Consider the following 20,633-nt stretch of genomic DNA (forward strand, 5'->3'; position numbering starts at 1 on the left):
GAAGTATGGGTACCTGGTTCCGCCGAGAGCGACGGTGCGCATGTTCCAATTCAAGTCAGCCATAACCACGGAGGTTACTCAACGCCGAGACGCAGACACACTGAGAATGAACACCGGCTGAGCTCCCCCGAGCAAAACAGAAAACCCCGCCCGAAGAGGTGTTCACCACTTCGGACGGGGCCTGGAACGGACGTCACACGGTCAGCGTCCGGCCATCCGGAAGATACGTGAGGAGCCGTCCCCACATTGCCTCGTCCTCCCGGTCCCCGGCGCAGCTCCGCATGAACCGGGAGCAATATTCCGCTATCTCGCTGAGAATCCACCGGATCTCGTAGAAGCGGAGGAACTCCGGTCGGCAGCGCTCAGCGATGTCGACGCCCAGGGTCCTGCCGACGTGGAACCAGTCACGCTCGGGCGGGCCGACCATCGCGCCGCCCCAGTCCGCCAGTATGAGTCCCTCCGCGGTGCGCAGCACGTTCGCGGCGCTCGGTTCACCGTGCGTGATGCCTCGGGTGTCGGCGGACCCGGCACAGTGCCGTCCGAGCTGCCCGATCTCGGAGCGGAGCGCGGCCAGTCGCTCCCGGTGTGCGCGCAGCAGGCGGAAGAGCCGGGCCGGATAGCCGCCGTCCGGCTCCGGGCCGTCGGCGAAGGCCATCGCGCTGTCGAGGTCGGCGTCGAAGGACAGCGTGAAGTCCTCGGCTGGCAGGTCGTGGGGCACCTGCGCCACATGGACTTCCGCAATCATGGACGTGATGCGCTCCAGCTCGTCCAGGGTCGGCCGGGACCGGCCCACCTGCTCGGCACCGACCAGGGGGAAGACGACGACCGGATACCCGCCGACCGCACGGACGGTTCGGCCGTCGGCACCGGTGAGGGGGGCCAGGACGTAGCGCAGTCCCGACTCCCTCAGCAGCGTGGCGACCCGGTAGGCCGCCGGCACATGTCCCCGGAGGTCGCGGCGCAGACTGACCCAGAGACTACCCAGGCGGAAGGCCCAGCTGTCCTCGCCCAGGGGCACGAACTCCAGCGTGCCCGAGGCCCCTTCGTACTGTGAGGCCACGGTCCGTTCCAGTTCGTCGAGATTCACGTCCTCAGGTGGCAGCAGCACGGTCTTCCCCTTCCTCTTCCCCACGGACGGCGGCCGGCGGCGCCGGGGGCACGTCCACCGGCAGGTGAGGGGCGAGTACGGCGGTGAGTGCCGCGTGCACGGCACGCCCCCCGTAGAGCCCCCAGCGCATGTCGAGTCGGTTGCCTCCCCACGGGTCGGTGAACAGGCCCCCGGCCTCGGCGACCAGGAGCGCACCGGGAGCCATGTCCCAGGGATTGCCGCCCTCGTCGAGGACGGCGTCGAGACGCCCCTCCAGCAGCGCCACCACGGGCGAGGACTCGGCCACCCACCGGGCACGCCGGGCGATCGCCGCGGCCGCCACGGACTCCGACGGGGGGACGAAACCTCCCACTCGTGCGGTGTCCGGGTCCCCGGCGGCGGTGAGGGTCACCCGACGACCGGTCGACATCGGCGCGGCATCCGTTCCGGCATAGGTGCCCGCGCCACGCACCGCCCACCAGCGGCGTCCAGTGGCGGGCCGGTTCAGGACGGCGATCTGCAGCCGGCCGTCGACTTCCAGGGCGATATGGGTGCCCCAGTCGTCCCTCCCGTCGAGGAAGGGCACGGTGCCGTCGATCGGATCGAGGATCCAACGCCTTCTTCCCGACGCGCACGTGCCGCTCTCCTCCGTCAGGATGCCGTCCTCGGGCCGCGCACGGCGCAGCGTGCGCACCAGGGCGCGGTCCACCTCGAGATCGGCGGCGGTGACCGGGCTGCCGTCGTCCTTGCTTCGCATCGGTATGCCGGACCGGCCGAAGTGGCGCAGGGAGATGCGGGTGGCGACGTCCGCCATGTGATGGGCGAGCTCGAGGTCGCCGAGGTCCGTCGGGGCATCAGCCACGGCCCGCACCCGCCTCGGCGGACAGCTCCCCGACGGCCGAGGTGAGGGCCGAGGCCAGAGCACGGACGGCGCTCTCGGCCACCTTGGCGGGGCGGTAGGTGATCCGCCCCCGCAGTTCGTCTTCCGTGAACTGCCACCGGATCTGCGCCGGTCGGCGGTCGCGTGCGGGAAGGGGCACGTCGAGGGCGGTCAGCACCGCTCGGCCGAGACGGGGCGCGTCGAACTCGTCGCCCGCCGCGCCGGCGAAGTTCACCTTGAGCGGTTCCGGTCCGCCGCACGCGTCCAGGATGCGGTCCTCGTAGACATGCCGGTGTGGTTCCGACGCCTGCCACGCCTCTCCCGTCCGGCGCGAGAGACGCAGGGGGGTGTCGGTGGCCGTGGTGCGCAGGCGGGTGAGGCGCGCGTTGACGCAGTGCCCCACCACGTCCCAGCTGCGTTTGCTGTCGCGTCCGGCGGTGTCGGTGCCCAGCAGCAGGTCCCGCTGCCCCGTGGTCCGGGCGACGGCGGAAGCCGTGGCCCCGAGCAGCACCATGCTCGGTGAGAGACGGTTCTCACGAGCGACTCGGCGCACCGCTGACAGGGAACCCGGGGCCAAGGTGAATGTGTGCCGGACCGTCTGCCAGGTATCGCCCTCCGGCCGTTCCCTCGCCGGCGGCTCCCAGGACGCGGCCGACGGCGCACCCGCCGTGACGGCCTGCCAGAAACCCAGGGAGCGGCCGGCGACCTCGGGCCACGACCGGCGCTGATCGCGGATGAAGTCCGGGTAGTCGTAAGCGAGCGGGTTGAGCCGAGCCGGGCGTCCCTCCACGCGGGCGCTGTAGAACTCCGACAGGTCGCGCCAGATGACGGACAGCGACCAGCCGTCATAGACGAGATGGTGCAGGGCGAAGGACAGCAGGGTGCCGTCGGCGGTGATGTGCAGGGCCGAGCGGAACAAGGGCTGCCCGTTCAACACCTCATCGGTTGCGCAGCGCTCGGCCGCCAAGGCCGCGGCGACCTCCCGCATCCCCCGGTGGCCCCACTCCCGGACGGTCGTGCGCCCCGACGCGGAGTCGGCGACGCACTGCTCGTAGCCGCTGTCACCGGGAGTGATGACCGAGCGCAGCATGGCATGCCGCTGTGTCACGTCGTCGACCGCCCCGACCAGGCTCGCCCGGTCGAGAGCGCCGTCCACGCGGAACAGACAGACGAGGTCGTACTGCTCGGCGCACTCGGGATACCGCGTCATGTTCCGGATCATGCCGGTCTGCTGGAAGGAGAGCGGCAGCACTGACCGCGGCGGAGGGTTGCTCATGGGACTCCGGCTCTTTCGCTCAAGAGGTGGAATAGGCGGTGGCCTGGATGCCGTACAGCTCCGCGTACCGGCCGCCGAGGCGCATCAGGGCGTCGTGGTCGCCCGACTCGACGAGCCGGCCCTTGTCCAGCACGAGAATGAGGTCCGCCCCCGTGACGGTGGAGAAGCGGTGCGACACGATGACCGTGACGGCTCCCGTCCGCCGGGCCAGTGACCTGGCCCGGTCCATGTAGCGCTCGAAGATGGCCTGCTCGCTCGGTGCGTCGAGCGACGCCGTGGGCTCGTCGAGTACGAAGAGCAGTGGGTCGGAACGCATCGAGGCCCGGGCCAGCGCCGTGCGCTGCCACTGGCCCTCCGAGAGGTCCACGCCGCCCAGCTCGCGGCCGAGCTGGGTGTCCAGTCCGTCCGGAAGGCTGTCCGCCAGTTCCTCGGCGTCCGCGTCCCGCAGCGCCTCCCGCACGATGGCCCGGTCACCGATGTTCCGCAGGTCCCCGAGCCCCACGGTTTCGGCGAAGACGGTCCTGAACCGCCCGAAGTCCTGGAAGGTGGCGCTCGAACGGGACCGCCAGCGCTCGGTGTCCACTTCGGTGAGTTCGACGTCGTCGACCAGTATCCGGCCCGTGTCGGGCCGGTACAGCTTGCTGAGCATCTTCACCAGCGTGGTCTTGCCCGATCCGTACTCCCCGACGATCGCCACCACGGAACCGGCCGGCAGGCGCAGGTTCAGGTCGTCCAGCGCCTTGATGTCCGTACCGGGGTAGGAGTACGAGACGTTCTCCAGCGTGATGCCCTGCGACAGCCGCGCCGGGGGCGGCACGCTCCCGGTGGTGCGTGCCCGGTCCTGCTCGACGTAGGAGCGGAACCACAGGTACGGCTCGATCACCCGTCGGGCTCCGGCGGTCGACGTGGTGCTGGCAACCGTGCTCTGCACGGTCTGGCGGAGGCTGGCGGCCACCGTCACCGCGAGGACGAGATCCCCGACCGTGCCGTGCCCCTGCGCGGTTCGGTGGGTGACCAGGGCCAGCCCCCCGACGAACCCCGCGGCGAAGGTCAGCCAGCCGGCCAGCTTCCAGGCCCCGGCGCGGAGCTGCGCCCGCCCTCGCGGGCCCATCGCGGCCTGCCAGGCCTCCTGCTGCCTCCTGACGATCTCGAGCCCTGCTCCGGAGACGCGGATCTCCTTGCCGGTGTCCGCCTTCACCGCGAGCTCGGCCAAGTGCTGCTGCAGCCGGTACGCCTCCGCCGTCTCCACCTCGACGCGCTTGACGACCCCTTGGCCACGGTGGTCGCACAGCACCGGTGCGAGGGCGAAGAGCAGCAGGATCAGCAGCCATGGGCTCACCGTCCCGAGGAGCAGCAGCGTGACGACCAGTTTCAGCACGTTCGCGGCTGCCTGCGCCGCGTTCCAGAAGCTCGCCGCCAGTTGACTGGTCGAGGCGCGGACGATGGTCACCCGGTCGAGGAAGTCGGTCCGTTCCAGATGGTCCAGGCCCTCGAGTGAGACGATGTCCCGGTGCACCCGTGGGTGCAGTTCGAGCCGGCCGACGCGGTCGGCCGTGGTGGAGCGCAGGAGTCCGGTCGAGTCCTGGAGGACCAGGTTCAGGGCGTAGACGACGCCCGCCGCGGCAGCTGCGGTCGCCGCACCGCCTCGGTCGCCACGGACGATGGCGTCCACCGCCTCGCGCAGGGCGACGGCGCTCGCGGCGACGGCCACGACGGAGCAGGCCAAGGACGCGAGGGTCAGCAGGGTGAGCCGTCGCTGCGACTGCCATGAGAGGACGAAGACCTCTCTCCAAAGACGCAAATAACCCTTCACAGCACCCCTCCCAGGCCGGCCTCTTCGGGTAGGTCGCGGTTGAACCGCTCCGCCTGGATGGCGAACATCCGCGCGTAGGCACCGCCGAGTGACATCAGCTCGTCATGCGTTCCGCACTCGGTGATGCGGCCGTCCTCCAGCAGCACGATGCGGTCGGCCTGCCGCACGGTGGAGAGCCGATGGGAGATCAGCACGACGCTGGTGTCGCCCTTGTTCCTGGCCAGCCGGTCGAAGACGTCGAATTCCGTGCGTACGTCCAGATGAGCGGTCGGCTCGTCCAGCACCAGCAGTTTCGCGCCTCGGCGGATGGCGTACAGCGCCCGAGTGAGCACGATCTGCTGCCATTGGCCGCCGGACAGGTCCACACCGCCGGTCCGCGAGCGCGCCAGGGGTGTGTCCCATCCCGACGGAAGCCGCTCCAGCACCGCGTCGAGTCCCGCCTCACGGGCGGCGGCTTCCAGCGCGTCCGGGCTCGACGCCGCTTGGGCCTGCCCGAGCGTCACATTGTCGGCGGCGGACAGGTGGTACCGGACGAAGTCCTGGAACACGATCGACAGTCGGGCCCGCCATGCGTCGGCGTCGAGTTGCTCCGTGTCCTGGCCGTCCGCGGTGATCCGTCCTCCCGTCGGGCGGTACAGCCCGGCGAGCAGCTTGATGAGGGTCGACTTGCCGGCGCCGTTGAGGCCGACGACGGCCAGCAGTTCCCCGGGCTGGATGGCCAGGTCGACCCCCTTCAGAACCTTCCGCTCGGTGCCGGGGTAGGCGAACTCGACCTGGTCGAAAACGACGCGTGGAGGGCGCGTGGCCGTGTCCGGGAGCCGGCTGGGTGACGTGCCGCCGGTGTCGGACGCCAGGTCGTCGTCACGCAGCGCCTCGGTCAGCTCGTCGAAGGCCCGCAGCACCCGCATCCCGCCCAGAATGTGGTACGTCTCCGCATTGGGCCCCAGGATCTGGAACAGCGACCAGCCGGCGGCGAACACCGCGGTCGCCACCGCCGTGGTGGCACCGCCGTCCACCGCGCTGCGCGCCACCAGGACATACGCGGGTATCAGCCCCACGCAGACGATCAGGAACTGCCGCCAGGTGGACAGCAGCATCGTGGTGATGTACGACCACAACGGCTCATTGGCCTCCCGGACGTGTTCCTGCATCCGCTCGACCATCCAGTCGGACAGCCCGAAGACACGGAGGTCCTTCCCCTCGCCCGGGGACACCGAGGCCTGGCGCCACACATCGGCGAACAGCTCACCCTTGGTGGCACCCTTCCACCGCACCGTCAGCCCGAAGTCCAGCCGGGTGCGTAGCACGCGGTTGACCACGGCCGGGATCAGCACGAGGGGCACCAGCCACCACGCGTAGGTGAGCAGGACCAGGCACGCGGCGACGGCGCCGAGCATGCTCGCCGCCCAGCGCACCAGGCTCACGGCGCCGTCGGAGGGCGTGGAGTCGTATCCACGGCTGCGGTCGGCCAGCGCCTCTCGGACCAGGGTCTGCACCTCGGGCCGTTCCAGGGCCTGGATCCTGCGGCTCGTCGCGGCGGCCCGGGTGACCCGGGCTCTGTGCCAGCCGTCGATTCGCGCGGACGCCACGAACGCCAGCGGCGCCGCTGTGGCCTCGGCCACATGCCCCACGACCAGTACCCCGGCGAAGACCCCCAGGGGCGCCAACGCCGACTCGAACAGGTCGGCGCCGCCCGCCTGGACGAGGCTGTCCACGAGGAACGCGAGGGCCATCGCACTGGCTGCGGGCACCAGTCGCTCCAGCAGCAGCCCGACGACGAGGGTGCCGACGACCGGGCGCCCGGCCGCTCGCAGAATCCTGAGCAGGCGGATCCTCTCAGTGATTCCGGTCACAAGTTCTCCTAAGCGGTCCGAGAAAAGGGTCTGCCTCCTGACCACGGCGGTTTCAGCGGTACGTCTCCAGGGTCCCGGTACGGCGGACGTCGAGGGACACGCAGTGGAAGGAGCCGCCGAGTGTGCGCGCGTGCGTCAGGGACAGGGGCAGGACGTCGACCCCGTGCTTCTCCAGCATCCGCATCAGATCGGGCTGCCGCTTGTCCGCGACGACCAGGCCCGGCTTGAGCACCAGAAGGTTCATCCCGATCCAGGTGGAACAGTACGGCCGCTCCCCCACGAAGCCGGTGTCCACCAGTTCCGGGCACCAGATCTTGTCCCAGCCGCGCAGGAACTCCGGCATGTTGCTGTCGTTCACACGTTCCGGGTTGAGCAGCACGAGCCCCGGGCGCAGGGGGACGATGGTGGAGTCGACGTGCGTGGACGCGTAGAGGTCCCGGCAGGGGTGGACGGTGTAAGTGTCACCGAGCGCGGCCTGGAGCCAACGCCACCCCTTCTCGTTCCCGCTGTCGGACACGAGGTAGAGGATGTCCGTGCCGAATCGCAGGATGTTCGCCGCATCGAAGGCCGGCTCGAGGTCGAGAAGGCGGCTGCCCGGCTTCCGGCCGGCATCGAACATGCCGTCACCGAGCCGGGGCTTGGGCGCCGATATCCACTTGGAACCGCTCGAGAAGAACTCGATGAGCATGTCCTTGTAGGCGAACGGCTCCAGAAATCGGGAGCGAAGCACCATGGGGGTCTCGATGACCGTGTCGCCGACCGTGAGCAACACGTCCCTGGGGCAGTAGTTGTAGAAGCCGTCCGTCTGCCAGTCCGGGGTGGCGATGGTCGCCGAGTGATCGGTGTTCTGCGGTCGCCGGACCTTGATGCCGAGGTCCGTGAGTTCGGCGCAGAGCTGTTCGAGGTCGTCCCGGGTCTCCTCCAGAACGCGTCGGGGAATCGGCCCCGAGGGGATTTGGTCTATGGAGCCGTGGTCGGCGTACTCGATGGCGAAGAGATCCTCACCCGGCCTCGGCACCTGGGCGCCCTCGATGGACCCGATGACGACTTCTTCCAGCGGGTCCCATTCATTGTGGACGTCGACAAGGCTCATGAGCCGTTCCCTTCTGTCAATGCGTTTTCCAGCAGTACCGGACGAGTGCGCGAAGCCGCTCAACTTGTACTCATCGGCAGGCCGGTGACCTCGGCGTGAAGATCGGCGAAGCTCTCCGCGAAAAGGATGTCGGACGCCTCGGCAGAAATGTTCCACCGCTCCTCGAGGAGGGTTGCGATGCGCAGCGCCATGAGCGAGTCACCGCCGACTTCGATGAAGTTCTCGCCGGGTGCGGGAGCGGGAATGCCGATGACATCGCCACACAGCTTTGTCAAAGCGTGCAGCTCGAGAGGTGATGAATTCACGACTGCCCTTCATTTCCTTTTCTGGGGCGATCACTGCGACAGAGCGTAACTATCGGCGGCCTGCTGCTGCCTCATGTCGTGAACACCTGGACCGTGACGGTTGAGCTCCCTGGAAAGGGCCAGCCATTCGGCGGCGCATCGCCGGGCCAGCCCCGCTGCCACCTCGGCCCAGTGCGGGGGGAGGCCCTCTGCGACGATCCGCCACTCCTCGTCGAGAACGAGGTGGGCGTCCAGCCAGCGCAACAGCATCCGGCCCCTTTCCGTGTAGCGGAGCCCGGGGTCCTGGGACAGCGCTCGATAGCGGCCGGCCACCGCGTCGGCCTCCTCGACGTCGTCGGGGGCCAGCGGGGCCCCGGCCTCCATCAAGGCCCGAACGCTGTGAGCGGTACCTACGGAGACGCCTGCCTCGCGCGCGATCTGCCGGATCGAAGCCTCCGGCCGTGCCGCGATGACGGCACTGGCGCGGATGCGCGCGTCGCCGGCTCTGAGCGGTCGGGCCCGGCCGTCCCGTCCCAGCCGGGTGTTCGACTGCGCACTTTCCTCGGACGAACACCCGCGCAACCGGCCAACGGTCTTCGGGCTGAGCCCCACCACGGCAGCGATGCCACGGTCCGACCACTGCGGATGCGTCCTCAGGATCCGTACCGCGGCGGCGCGGCGTTCCGCCAGGCACAGCGGGAGGCCGTGGCGGGCGTTGAGCCGCACCGACAGGACGAAGGCGTCCTCTTCGCTGCCGTCGAAATACCGCGCGGCCACGTGCCGTCGTCCCAGCAGCTTGTACGCCTGCACCCGGTGCCGACCGTCGATGACGCGCAGCGTCGAGAGGTGGACGACGATCGGCGGCAGGTCCCCGTCGTTGTGGCACAGCAGCTGAATGTGCTGCGCGTCTTCGGTGTCCCGCCGTGGCGACCCGGTCAGCACCAGCGACGCGATGCTGACACGGTGCACCTCGGGTGCCACAGCGGCCAGGATGTGCGCGTCCGCTGGTTCGGCCGGCTGATTCACCTTTCTCCCCCGCCCTTCGCTTCGGTCCCCGCCTGGAAGACACAGCCGGCGTGGGCTCGCTCCGCATAGGAGATGACGTCTGCGCGCTCGGTCGGCAGCCCGCGCAGAAAGGCCCCCGCGTAGCGTCTGCCGATCAGGAAGGCACCCCAGTTGAGAACCCATCCGGAAGCGGCCTCGGACTGCGCGGTGGCAGGGAAGGGTTCCGGCTGCGGGACGACCAGTTCCTGGACGACGTGCGGACGCTCCAGCGACGCTTCCAGGTGTGCCGACCATTCCTCGTCGCCGACACCGCGTCCCAGGACCGTGCCGGTTCCGCCAAGACCATGGGCCGGCTTCAGCACGAGCCGCTCCCGGTGCCGGCGGCAGTGGTCGAGCAGATCGACGGCGGCCCCTTCCCGGGTCCTGACCGTGCCGGGCCGGAGTTCGTGTGTCCAGGGCAGCAGGCGCCGCACGAGTTCCCGCTCGTGCGGAGCGAACGTCTCCTGGCAGCCGCCCTCCCACAGCATGGCGAGGGCCCGTTTGTTGCCGTGCAGGGACGTGCGCAACGGCGACAGCAGGGGCACCTCGCACCTGGTGAGAGCGTCGAGGAGGGCCTCGGCGGCGGCTGTCGAGGCCGCGTCGGCCGTCAGCTCTCCCAGGGTGAAGAAGCGGTATACGACGTCTATGGGTTCACCGTCGACGAGGGTCCGGCCGCCGTCCTCGCGCACCTGGCCCGTATGGCAGGGGACCGCTGTCACTCCGTGCGAGGCGAGGAGCCGGGCGAGCACCCGGATCTCCGGTTCCGTCGCGCGGTAACCGCTGACACAGTCCATGAGAGCGACCCGGCACGGTGCGGCGGAGCGGCCGCAGCCGGGTGCCGCGGCCTTGATCACCTCCGCGAGCGCGGCCACGGTGTCGGGAAACGACAGCTGTTCGTCCCGGACGAATCGAGCAAGACGGTCGTCGGTCAGCAGCAATCGGTTCAGTTCCGGAGTCTGGAGGCCGCCGAGGGCACTGCTGAGGTTGAACTCGAGCAGCCTGAATCCCGTGTCGTCCCGGTAGAGGTCGGCCCGGCCGATGCGCGTCGGCTCGGGCACCGGCGACCTGAGGACCAGTCGCGTCTGCGCGGGGGTCAGCCCCACGGCGGCCGCGAACGCGGACAGATCGCCTCCGAAGAGCCGGTCCGGGAGGGAGAAGAGAAGGTCGACGACACCGTTCAGGTCGTCCTCGAGCCGTGCGACCTCCGTGGCCTCCAGGAAGGCCGGCCGGGTGAGGAGGCGATCCTCCAGCGCCAGCCTGACGTTCTGCACGAGTTCCGGGTCCGCGTCCGCGGGCTCCAGCGGACGGCTGCCGGCGTCCGAGGCGGTATAGCGGGCCGTCAGAGGACGCATGGTGCGCAAACCGGCCTCCAGTGCACGTGTCATCGGCGCTCCTCGTGGTCGTTCCCGGTGTTCCCGGTGTTCTCGGCCTTCCCGGTGTTCCCGGCGTTCTCCGCCGCCTCGGCGGCTCCGGCGGCTTCCGTGGTCACGTGGATCAGGCTCAGGGCATGCCGGACCCGGTCGAGCGCCTCGTCCGGGTCCGCCCCGATGGCGGTCACGGCACCGCACCGGTCTCCGGACCCACGAAGAGGGGCCACGGTGTCACCGAGCCGGATGTCCTGTGCCAGCTCCACCACCCCGGGGCAGGCGGCGGCCTGCTCCCACCCGGTGAGCCCGGTGACGACGCCCGGATCCGGGGTCAGGAACCAGGTCGCGGCGGCGCCGTGCGGCCCGGTGGCCGGCGGCAGCCCGAGTGGCGCCCCGGACACCTGCGCCGCCAGTAGGTCACGGACGTCGACGCCTCTCACGTGCCGCACCAGGTCGACGATGCCGTCGCCACCCGGCCGGTTGTGCGACTCGACGATGCGGGGTCCCCGCGCCGTGAGAATGATCTCTGTGTGCGCGGGTCCCTCGGTCAGGCCGACGGCATCGAGAAAGCGGCGGGCCGCCGCTTCCAGCGCCTGGAGCCGGACGGCCCCGATCCGGGCCGGGACGACGTGACCGACCTCGACGGCGTTCGCGCCGGTGAACTTCTCGGTGACCGCGAGGATGTGGTGTCGGCCCTCGGAAGTGAACGACTCGACGCTGAACTCCGGTCCGTCGAGGAACTCCTCGACCAGGAGTTGCTCCGGGTCCCGCACGGCCCTGCCGCGCGCGGCGGCGACGTCTGCCGGGTCCCGCACGACGAGGACACCCTCGCTCCCGGACCCGCCGCGAGGTTTCACCACGACGGGCAGTCCGGCCAGGGCGATGAAGGCGTCGACGTCCTCGGGGCCCCGGAGGACGCGGGCGCGCACGGCGCAGGCGTCGGCGAGCAGACCGGGGTGCCGACGCATCAGCGCCTTGTCCTGGAGCGTCAACACGGTCGTCAGCGGATTGCCGCCGAGTCCCAGGGCGTCCACGATACGGGCCGCCGTGGTCAGGAACCGCTCCCTGACGGTGACGACCCGCCGAAAGGACAGCTCCTGGTGAAGGAGGAGTGCCCTGCGGATCCAGGCCTGCGGAGAGTCGTCGGGAAGCAGCAGCGCCTCGTCGCACGCACCGCGGTGACCTGGCCCGAACTCGTCGCGGGTGCCTCCGTAGACGACGTACATGCCATGCGCGCGCAGCGCTGCGGGCAGCCGTGTGCCGCCGCCCAGGACGAGCACCGCGGCCCGTTCCGTCGCGCGGGACGGCCTGGCGGTTGTCACTGCCGTGTCAGTCATGCCGTTTCCTGTACTGCTCGGGGAGGAGAGGGGGTGCCCGGGGTGACGGCGAGGCCACCGGCGGTGCTGCGCCGCGCCCCGCGCACCAACGACGGGACGGTGGCGGCGACGGCGGTGACGGCGACGCCCAGGAGGAGCCAGCCGGTGACGGGCCTCCAGTCGGCTCCGGGTGCCAGGCACACGGTGGTGAGGACGATGGGGGACAGGGCACTGGTCACGCCTCTGCCGAGGGAGAAGAAGCCCTGGTACTCCCCGTGCGCGCCGGCCGGTGCCAGCTCGTAGCTGAGTCCATAGGCACCCGCGGAGTGCCACAGTTCGCCTGCCGTGTGCAGCGTCATTCCGACGATGAGCACCAACAGGGCCGCCGCGGGACTGCGGACGAAGGTGACACAGGCGATCAGCGCCCACGCCACCGCCAGCACCCACCCCGAGCGACGCACCGCGGCCGCGGCGGTCACCGCGTTCCCCGTGCCGCGGGAGAACGGCACCTGAAGGAGGACGACCAGCACGGTGTTGGCCACGATGACGGCCGATATGCCCCACTTCGGTACGGTGCTGTGTCCCGCTATCCACAGTGGCAGGGCGAGCGACAGCACGTCGTAGTGGATGCTCGTCACTCCGCACGCCGCGGTGACCAGGGTGTACCGCCGGTCGCGCAGGACCGCCCGGCGTGACCGCCCCGGTGCACCGGGTGTCTCCCTCACCACTTCGGGAACTCTCGCCAAAGGCAGGGCGGCCAACACGTACGCGGCCGCGTTGACGAGGACGATCGTCAGGTAGGCAGCACGGCTGTCGGCTGCCAGGGCGAAGGCCGCGAGCGCGGTGCCTATGCTCAGTCCGGCGTTCGTCACCGACTTGAGCATGGCGCGCAACCGCACTCGGGCCTCTCCGGTGCCCATGCCGCCGATGACCGCTCCCCGTGCGGCGGCGCCACCCCGTTCGGCCAGGGCCGCGACCGTGGCGGCGGCGACGAACGGCCACCAGGAGTGGACGAGCGCGAAAGACGCCGTGGCGAGGGCCTGTACGAGGAGCGCGGTGGCGTAGGTGCCGCGCGCGCCGAAGCGGTCGGCGAGCCGTCCCATGGGAACGGCCGCCAGCAGTCCGGCCAGTCCGGCGACGGCGAGTCCGACGCCCACCTGAGACGGCGTCAGGCCCACGGACCGGGTGAAGAACAGCGCGCTGACCGGCAACAGGAGCCCGCTGCCGGTCTGTCCCACGAACGTGGACAGGGCCAGGGCGCGGGGCGCGCCCCGCTCGGGAAGCGCCCGCCGGATCCGCGCCCGCGCCGACACCCGCGTCCGGTCGGCAGGACGAGGATCAGTCATCAAGGGCCCCGTCGGCCGCCGAGAGCCTCGACAGTTCGTCCAGTACGAGCGCGGCGTGACGCTCGGGGTCGGGAACAGGATGGATCAGGGAACGGACCCGGCCCTCCCGGTCCAGAACGACGGCGGCGCGGGCGAACAGCGTCCGCTCCCCCACCCGGACCTCGGGTACGCCCAGTGCCCGGCCGAGGGAGAGGTCACCGTCGCCGATCAGCGGATACCCCAGCTCCCGGGTCCTGGCGAACTCCGCCAGGAAGCCCGGTGGGTGGGCGCTGGCGCCGAGGACCAGGACGTCGCTGCGGGCGAAGGCCCCCGCCCGGTCGCGCACGGAGCAGAGTCCCGTGGTGCAACCCGCGAGTTCCGGCAGCGCCTCGCCTATACCCGGCTCGGTGATGTAGATGAGGACGGTCCACCGGTGGCCGGGGCTCGGAACGGACACCGGGCCGACGGTCGTCTCGACGACGCTGTGCATGGTTCTTCCTACTTCAGTCGATGGCGGGTTCGGCGCCGGCAGGGGGCGGTGTCTGCAGTCACACGACGTCCAGGTACCGGTCCACTTCCCAGGGGGTCACCAGCCGGTGCCAGGCGTTCCAGTCGGCCCGGCTCGCCGCCAGCCAGGCGCGGGTGGTGAGATCCCCCACGGCCTCCCGCACGGTCGTGTCCTCCTCCAGGGCACGCAGCGCGGTGGGGAGGTCGGTCGGCAGCGGGCTGACGCCGCGCAAGGCCCGCTCGGCCTCGCTGAGCGTGTCGGCGGGTTCCTCGCAGGCCTCGGACAGTTTCAGTCCTCGGTCCTGGCCGTCACCGAACGCGGCGAGGATCGCGGTGAAGAGCAGATGGGGGTTGGCCGCCGGGTCGGGACTGCGCATCTCCAGCCGCATCGAGTCGGGGGCGGCCGCGTCCCCCACGACCTTGAAGGCGGTGGACCGGTTGTGCCTGGCCCAGGTCCGGTGCACGGGGGTGCCGGAGGCCGGCACCAGCCGCTTGTAGGAGTTGACCGTGGGGTTGCCCAGGGCGGTGAGCGCGTCGGCGTGCTCCAGAACACCCGCGAGCGACTGGCGGAAGAGCGCGGACATGCCTTGGGCGTCGTCGGACTGGTGGAAGAGCGGAGCCCCTTCGGAGTCCGTTCCCCGCAACGACACATGGACGTGCAGTGCGTTGCCGTACAGGTGGGCCAGTGGCTTGGGCATGAAGACGGCCTTCATGCCGCGGCGTCGTGCCATGGTCCGCGCCGTGTGCTTCAGCAGCAGCAACCGATCGGCGGTGGTCACCGCGTCCGCGTGCTGGAAGACGATCTCGCGCTGCCCCGCGCAGACCTCGTGGTGGTGGCCGAGGACGGTGAAACCCATCGTCTCCAGGGCGTCACTGGTGTCGCGACAGACCTCGTCCGCCTGTTCCTGCTCGACGAGGTCCCAGTAGCCGCCGGTGTCGCCCGGCTCCCACGGGGGCCGCGAGTCGTGGGCGCGCAGCAGGTAGAACTCGGCCTCGACACCGAACACGGGGAGCTGCCCGCGGGCCTCGGACCCGGCGACCGCGCGGCGCAGCCGAGCGCGGGGATCGGCGGCGAACGGCCGCCCCCGGTCGTCGAGCACATCGCAGAAGACCATGCCCACCGTCCTCCCCGCCGGTGTGCGCCACGGCCGGGAGACGAAGGTGTCCGGGTCGGGCACGAGACGCAGATCACCGTGTCCCGGACCGCCTTGGCCCAGCAGGACCGAGCTGTCCACGGTCCATCCCGTGTCGCGGACGGCCTTCCAGCGGGAGGCGGGGACCTCCAGGGCCTTCAGGCGTCCGGTGACATCGGTGAAGAGCAGCTGGATGTAGTCCATGTCGGCCGGCGACGTGGTCGGCGACTTCGCGGTACGGGTGTTCACAGTGCTCCTCGGCTGGTGCTCGGCACATGGGCGGGGGCGGTCAGGCTGCCCGGCTGCGCGTCGTGCGCGAGGGACGCCGGGGAGACGTAGGCGGAGAGCACTCGGTCGGCCAGCAGGCCGAGCGAGCTGAGATTGGGGAAGCCCGGTCCCTGGGCGACCCCCGCCAGGTTGGGCAGATGCAGTGGCGCGGGGAGGCCGGGCACAGCCAGCACATGGTCGATGACGCGTTCGAGAGTGGCCCGGGCGAAGGCCCCGCCCACGGCCCGGTTCAGCGCCTCACGTGCCCGGGGGCCGAGCACATCGGTGAACCACAGTGGGTCGCCGCCCGTGGCGTCCACCACCAGGTCGGCCTCGAGGACGTGCTGCCGGCCCGCATGGTCGAAAACGACCTCGACGGTGCCGTCGGCAGCCAGGCGGGTTGCGGTGACCCGGCCGGTCCGCCAGGAGACCCGTTCGGTCCCGGCGAGATCGCGCTGGACGTCCTGGGAGAACACTGCCCGGTCGGTGCGCCGGATGAACTCCCGGCGGTCCGGCTCGGCCAGCGCCGTCCAGTCGGCGGGGTCACTGAAGTAACGGTTCTCGAAGGGGCTCTCGCCCCGGCTGTAGAGAGCGGCGTGGGGCGTGACGACAGTGACATCGCGGTGGTGGGCGAGGGCCAGCTCCCTGACGATCGTCCCAGCCGTCTCGCCCGCCCCGATGACCGCCACCCGTCGCAGCCGGTCGGGCAGGCCGGCCATGGCCACACGCCAGAACCCCGCCGTGTCCAGCACGCGCGCGCCGTCGGTGGACACGACGCCCGCGCAGGGGCCTGGTCCGGACACCAGCAGCCCGCAGCCGTGCACGGTACCGCGGGAGTCACCGTCGGCGTGGACGACCGTCCAGCCGCCCTCCCGCGTCTCCGCGCTCAGTACCTCGCCGGTCACCACCCGCAGTCCGGCCTCCAGCGACGCCCATTCGAGGTAGTCGGCCCAGTCCCGGTGGGTGGGTTGCGGTCTTCCCCGGTCTATCCAGCGCGCGTACGCCGCGGTGCTCATCAGATAACCGGTCCAGCTGAAGCCGGCCATGCGCCGCACTATCTCGCCGACCACGGGGTCACGGCGCTCGCCCCAGGTGGAGCCGTCATAGGGGAATCCCAGGTCCTTTTCGGGCAGGGTTCCCAGGCGCTGGCGTCCGTCGGTCCAGCCCTGTCCGGCACGCCAGTTGGCCGCCGTGCGGTCGCGCTCGACGGCGGTCACGGCGGGAACGTCGAAACCGACGTCGCGCAGGACCTTCGACTTGGCGGCGAGCGCGACGGCCTTCGGCCCCGCTCCGATGACCAGCAGGGACCGGTCACGTGCCGAAGCGTCGCCGGTGGGTGGCTGGTCCGGCAGGCGGGAGGTCCGCAAGGTCGCAAGGTTGCTCATGGTGTCCTCACGCCTCACAGGAAGCGGGCGGGATCGAAGGCGGCGGGTATGCCCCGTCCGGTACCGCCACGTATCCGCTCCGCCAGCTGTTCGGACAAGACCTGGGAGTAGGGCATTCCGTGGCCGTTGAACGCGGCCATCACCCACAGGCCCTCCGCTCCCGGCCAGGCGCCCACCAGCGGGCAGCGGTCGGGTGTGAAGGCCATCACCCCGCTCCACGCGCGAACCACGGGAACTCCGGTGGTCTGCGGCATCAGGGCGGGCAGCGCACGGGTCAGACGCTCGGCCAGTTCGGGGGAGAAGGCCGGCGTGTTGGCGCCGGAAGGCAGGGCCACGTGCTCGTCCCTGCCGGGGACCGTGTGGCGCAGTCCACCGAGCAGGAGGGAGCCGTCCTTGTTCTGGCCTCCGTACACCAGCCCGCGGTCGAGGCCCCATTGCGGGATGCGGAAGGGCACCGGAGCCGTCTGCACGAGCTGACCGCGCACCGGCGTGATGACCTGGGCGAGTGCGGGCAGGACGGTCGGCGTCCAGGCGTTGAGGGCGACCACGACGTGGTCGGCGACCACGTCGCCGGCGTCCGTGACGACACGCCAGCCGGCGTCGCCAGCGGCCGGTTCCACGGCCACCGTGGTCACGCCGAAGCCGAAGTCCGCACCGTGTCGCTGAGCCGCGCCCGCAATGCCCCGGACGTACGCCACGGAGTGCACCATGTCCTGGCCGGGCCGGTGAAGCCCGCCCAGCACGGTGTCGGGCAGGTCGGTGCCGAAGACCGCCCGCGCCTCGGGGAGGTCGAGCCATTCGGCCTGGATGCCCTCGCTTTGCAGGGCCTGCGCCGTCCGCTTGAGTTCGAGTGCCTCGTCTTCGCTGTCCGCCAGGTCGAGCTTGGCCGTGCAGGCCCGTGTGTCTTCGAGACCCTCTCGAGCGATCACCTCCCGCAGCAGGTCCCGGTTGGTGAGCGTGGCGCGGTAGATGGCCTGTGCCTGGTCCCGGCCGAAACGGTCGATGGCCGAGGAGTGCTGAGCGTTGCCCCCTTGGATCACCCGTCCGGCGTTGCGGCCCGACGATCCCATGGCCGGGCCGGGATTGCGTTCCACCACGAGGGGGCGCAGACCGGCACGGGCGAGCCAGTAGGCAAGCGTCGAGCCCATGACGCCGGCGCCGAGCACACAGACGTCGGCGCGGGCGGGCAGGGGCTGGTCGGTTCCCGTCCAGCTCGGTCCGGTGGCGAGCCAGCAGGAATCAGGGCTTTGCATGGACGTCCTTGCATCGGTCACGTGGGTCGTCGTTCGGCTCAGGTCCAGCATTCGGCGCTCGGCAGTCTCCGCGCCGGCTCCTCGTCCGGGGCACGAGGGGACGTGACCACGTGGACCATGGCGGCGATGCGGTCCGCACGTTCCACGGCGTCCGCCGTGTCCTCGCCGACGGCTATGACGTACCCGAGGCGGTGCAGATTGGAGTTGACGGGTTCGACGACGTCTCCCGGCCGGGTCAGCAGGACCAGGCGTTCGCGGTCCGGCGCGAGAAGCCGGGCCGCCTCGGCGACCCCGTCGATGCGCCGTACGACGCCCGGGGCCCCGGTGAGAAACCGGATGGCGGCGCCGCCGGTGAAGGGCGGCAGGTCGAGCGCGTCCAGGTTCACGTCGAGACCGAGAGCGAGGTCGGCGGCGATGCCGTAGAGGTCGACTCCGCGGGTGAGGCGGATCAGGTCCACGATGCAGTCGCCCGCGGGCCGTGGGTTGACCTCGACGATGCGAGGGCCGTCGGCGGTCAGGATGAGCTCCGTGTGAGCGATGCCGTGGTCGTAGCCGACCGCCTTGAGCGCTCCTGCGGCGATGTCCCGCACCTGTGCTTCGAGGTCGGGGCCGAGCCGGGCCGGTACCGCCTGGCCGAGCTCCACGAACGAGGTGCCGCGAGTGCTCAGTTTCTCGGTGCAGGCGAGGACCACCGTGCGCCCCTCGGACGTCACCGTCTCGACGCTGATCTCCTCTCCGATCAGCTCCTCTTCGGCGAGCAGGCGCCCCGTCCTGGTGAACCGTGCCGCCTCCGCCCAGGCGGAGTCGAGTTCCCGTGGGCTGCCGGCGCGGACCACGCCGCGTCCCGCCGACGAGTCGTCGGGCTTGAGGATGAGGGGGTAGCTCAGTCCGTCGACCGCGGCTCGTCGCTCGCCGGAACCGCCCACCGCCGACTCAAGAGTGCGGAATCGGGGCCCGGGGACAGCGGACTCGGCGAGCCGGGCACGGACCCAGGTCTTGTTCGTCAGGGCCCGGAGTGTCTCCGGCGAGCAACCCGGCAGCCCGAACTCCTCAGCCAGTTCGGCTACCAAGGGCAGGGTGGAGTCGAGGAAGCCGATGACCCCTTTGCGTTCGGGCGCCGACGCCAGCGCGGCGCGGCACGCCTCGTACATGTCTTCCGCCGGACGCTGGGGCGACAGCGGAATCTGCCGGTCGGCCAGCCTCAGATAGGCGGCGGTGGCACTCTCTGCCACCGCGAGGTCGAAGTCGGTGCGAGAGATCCATGAGGTCAGCGCCTGTTCGCGCAGACACCCGACCCGGATCAGCAGGAGGAGGGCCTTGGCATCCATGGCCATGTCTTTCGTCAGGTAGCGGTCGGTGATTTCGGCGGCTGCTGGGCCGGCTCATCCCCAACCGGTGTCCCTTTCGGCGGCGGCGACGACGCGCCCGGCCGCGAGTGGTTCCTGGGCCGCGGCGGCCACGGCAGCCGCAGGCGTGATCACCAGAAACAGCGCGAAAAGGTATCTCTTGGCCACTTTCATGCTCAATCCCCCATTTGGAACCTTGCGTTCGAATTCCTGATTCGATCTTGCTGCAGCTTCTTCACGTTCGCCACGCCCCCGGTGGATCATGGATAGGCAGTGCCGGAACAGGAAGGCTGAATGAATGACAGGAAAACGGGAGGTAAACGGAGGTAATGGACAGGATTCAGTGATCCAGGCCATGCAGCAGCTCTACGCAGAGGCGTTGCGGCAGGGCTCCGGCACTCGTGAGGACCTGACCCGTGACGCCGATCTGCCGTCATCGGCGGCCGCGCCCGCCTTCGAACGGCTGCTGGCGCTCGGGTTGCTGGAGCCCCGGCAGGACCGCTCCGGCACCTACGACCAGCGCCTGCTGGACGTGGCCGAGGCACGCGCCATTGCCCGTCTGCGCCAGGCCCTGCACGAGGCCCAGACACGCATCGACACCGCGACGGAGGAGTTCGCGGCGCTGCGCGAGGCTCAGGATGCCGTCCAGGAGACCGAGCACCGGGCCGACACCACGCTCGAGATCGGCGTAGGCGACATCGATCTGCTGCTGGAGGAGACGGCGAAGGAATGCAGGAGGGAGGTGCTGACGGCTCAGCCGGGCGGCCCACGCCCCGTCAATGTCCTCGGTCAAGCCCAGGAACGCGACATCGCGATGCTGGAGCGGGGTGTGGCCATGCGCACCATCTACCAGCACAGCGCCCGCTTCAGCCCGGCCACGGAAGCGTACGCCGCCCGCCTGGGCGAGGCCGGCGCGGAGATCCGCACGCTGGACATCCTCTTCCCCAGGCTCATCATCTTCGACCGGCGCGTCGCCTTCATCCCCACACACCAGGGACCCGGCGCTCTCTGCATCCGCCGCCAGGGCGTGGTGTCCTTCTTGGTCAGCGTCTTCGACATGGCCTGGCAAGCGGCCTCTCCTTTCGCGTCCGCCTACGAATCCCGTCGGGAGGGGTTCGTCGTCTCGGACACGCAGCGCGCCATCTCACGGCTGCTTCTGGTCGAGGAGAAGGACGCCGCGATAGCCCGCCGTCTGGGCATCAGCGAACGGTCCTGCCGCCAGCACATCGCGAAGCTCATGGTCCAGCTGGGCGCGCGCAACCGTACCCACCTCGGGTTCCTCCTGGCTTCCGAACTACAGGAGGAAGCCCACGGCCCGGTGCCCCACTCCCCCTGACCCGGACGCACCGGGGACGGTGCGGCGAGCACCGGAACCTCGTGATGCCGCTTGCCCGGGCCGGGCGC

18 protein-coding genes are annotated in these 20,633 nt (G+C 70.6%); 1 reads left to right on the forward strand and 17 read right to left on the reverse strand.

Translation table 11 applies throughout. The features are described 5' to 3' along the window. Positions 1 to 193: 193 nt before the first annotated feature. From ACLGIH_RS11535 to ACLGIH_RS11615, 17 genes are read right to left on the reverse strand one after another with little or no spacing between them, the layout of a single operon-like run. Positions 194 to 1,108, reverse strand: a complete 915-nt coding sequence (locus ACLGIH_RS11535; RefSeq protein WP_416525156.1) for a phosphotransferase — start codon at positions 1,106 to 1,108, stop codon at positions 194 to 196. Continuing rightward, positions 1,092 to 1,949 carry an inositol monophosphatase family protein gene (locus tag ACLGIH_RS11540; protein WP_416525157.1) on the reverse strand — a complete coding sequence of 286 codons (858 nt, stop codon included), beginning with the start codon at positions 1,947 to 1,949 and terminating at the stop codon, positions 1,092 to 1,094. Before ACLGIH_RS11540 ends, ACLGIH_RS11535 begins: the two co-directional genes overlap by 17 nt. Next, positions 1,942 to 3,243: a condensation domain-containing protein gene (locus ACLGIH_RS11545; RefSeq protein ID WP_416525158.1), complete on the reverse strand. Its 1,302-nt coding sequence runs from the start codon at positions 3,241 to 3,243 to the stop codon at positions 1,942 to 1,944. Before ACLGIH_RS11545 ends, ACLGIH_RS11540 begins: the two co-directional genes overlap by 8 nt. Positions 3,244 to 3,262: 19 nt before the next feature. Beyond that, on the reverse strand, positions 3,263 to 5,044 hold the full coding sequence (locus ACLGIH_RS11550) for an ATP-binding cassette domain-containing protein (RefSeq protein ID WP_416525159.1): 1,782 nt from the start codon (positions 5,042 to 5,044) through the stop codon (positions 3,263 to 3,265). 8 nt (positions 5,045 to 5,052) lie between these two features. Continuing rightward, the gene (locus tag ACLGIH_RS11555; RefSeq protein ID WP_416525160.1) at positions 5,053 to 6,909 is read right to left on the reverse strand and encodes an ABC transporter ATP-binding protein; all 1,857 of its coding nucleotides are present in this window, start codon (positions 6,907 to 6,909) and stop codon (positions 5,053 to 5,055) included. Positions 6,910 to 6,961: 52 nt separating this feature from the next. Continuing rightward, positions 6,962 to 8,002: an inosamine-phosphate amidinotransferase 1 gene (locus ACLGIH_RS11560; protein WP_416525161.1), complete on the reverse strand. Its 1,041-nt coding sequence runs from the start codon at positions 8,000 to 8,002 to the stop codon at positions 6,962 to 6,964. 59 nt (positions 8,003 to 8,061) lie between these two features. Next, positions 8,062 to 8,307 carry an acyl carrier protein gene (locus ACLGIH_RS11565; RefSeq protein WP_416525162.1) on the reverse strand — a complete coding sequence of 82 codons (246 nt, stop codon included), beginning with the start codon at positions 8,305 to 8,307 and terminating at the stop codon, positions 8,062 to 8,064. Between the two features lie 30 nt (positions 8,308 to 8,337). Continuing rightward, on the reverse strand, positions 8,338 to 9,312 hold the full coding sequence (locus ACLGIH_RS11570) for a ParB/RepB/Spo0J family partition protein (protein ID WP_416525163.1): 975 nt from the start codon (positions 9,310 to 9,312) through the stop codon (positions 8,338 to 8,340). After that, complete coding sequence (locus ACLGIH_RS11575) at positions 9,309 to 10,715, reverse strand: glutathionylspermidine synthase family protein (RefSeq protein WP_416525164.1); 1,407 nt, start codon at positions 10,713 to 10,715, stop codon at positions 9,309 to 9,311. The genes ACLGIH_RS11570 and ACLGIH_RS11575 overlap by 4 nt, the downstream gene beginning before the upstream one ends. After that, a complete protein-coding gene (locus tag ACLGIH_RS11580; protein ID WP_416525165.1) occupies positions 10,712 to 12,034 on the reverse strand; it encodes an ATP-grasp domain-containing protein in 1,323 nt (440 codons plus the stop codon). Before ACLGIH_RS11580 ends, ACLGIH_RS11575 begins: the two co-directional genes overlap by 4 nt. Further along, positions 12,031 to 13,359 (reverse strand): MFS transporter, encoded by a 1,329-nt coding sequence (locus ACLGIH_RS11585; protein ID WP_416525166.1) that lies wholly within the window; start codon positions 13,357 to 13,359, stop codon positions 12,031 to 12,033. The genes ACLGIH_RS11580 and ACLGIH_RS11585 overlap by 4 nt, the downstream gene beginning before the upstream one ends. Further along, positions 13,352 to 13,828, reverse strand: a complete 477-nt coding sequence (locus ACLGIH_RS11590; protein ID WP_416525167.1) for a redoxin domain-containing protein — start codon at positions 13,826 to 13,828, stop codon at positions 13,352 to 13,354. The genes ACLGIH_RS11585 and ACLGIH_RS11590 overlap by 8 nt, the downstream gene beginning before the upstream one ends. 58 nt (positions 13,829 to 13,886) lie before the next feature. Continuing rightward, positions 13,887 to 15,227, reverse strand: coding sequence for a glutamine synthetase family protein (locus ACLGIH_RS11595; RefSeq protein ID WP_416525168.1), 1,341 nt, complete (start codon positions 15,225 to 15,227; stop codon positions 13,887 to 13,889). Beyond that, positions 15,224 to 16,630 (reverse strand): SidA/IucD/PvdA family monooxygenase, encoded by a 1,407-nt coding sequence (locus ACLGIH_RS11600; protein WP_416525169.1) that lies wholly within the window; start codon positions 16,628 to 16,630, stop codon positions 15,224 to 15,226. The genes ACLGIH_RS11595 and ACLGIH_RS11600 overlap by 4 nt, the downstream gene beginning before the upstream one ends. A 14-nt stretch (positions 16,631 to 16,644) precedes the next feature. Then, positions 16,645 to 17,883 (reverse strand): NAD(P)/FAD-dependent oxidoreductase, encoded by a 1,239-nt coding sequence (locus tag ACLGIH_RS11605; protein WP_416525170.1) that lies wholly within the window; start codon positions 17,881 to 17,883, stop codon positions 16,645 to 16,647. 38 nt (positions 17,884 to 17,921) lie between these two features. Continuing rightward, on the reverse strand, positions 17,922 to 19,211 hold the full coding sequence (locus ACLGIH_RS11610; RefSeq protein ID WP_416525171.1) for an ATP-grasp domain-containing protein: 1,290 nt from the start codon (positions 19,209 to 19,211) through the stop codon (positions 17,922 to 17,924). Between the two features lie 54 nt (positions 19,212 to 19,265). Beyond that, complete coding sequence (locus tag ACLGIH_RS11615) at positions 19,266 to 19,586, reverse strand: hypothetical protein (protein ID WP_416525172.1); 321 nt, start codon at positions 19,584 to 19,586, stop codon at positions 19,266 to 19,268. Between ACLGIH_RS11615 and ACLGIH_RS11620 the strand changes: the two genes are divergently transcribed. Beyond that, positions 19,585 to 20,565, forward strand: coding sequence for a LuxR C-terminal-related transcriptional regulator (locus ACLGIH_RS11620; protein ID WP_416525173.1), 981 nt, complete (start codon positions 19,585 to 19,587; stop codon positions 20,563 to 20,565). The genes ACLGIH_RS11615 and ACLGIH_RS11620 overlap by 2 nt on opposite strands. Positions 20,566 to 20,633: the final 68 nt, after the last annotated feature.

This window comes from Streptomyces hamibioticus (assembly GCF_047946815.1).
GTDB lineage: Bacteria > Actinomycetota > Actinomycetes > Streptomycetales > Streptomycetaceae > Streptomyces.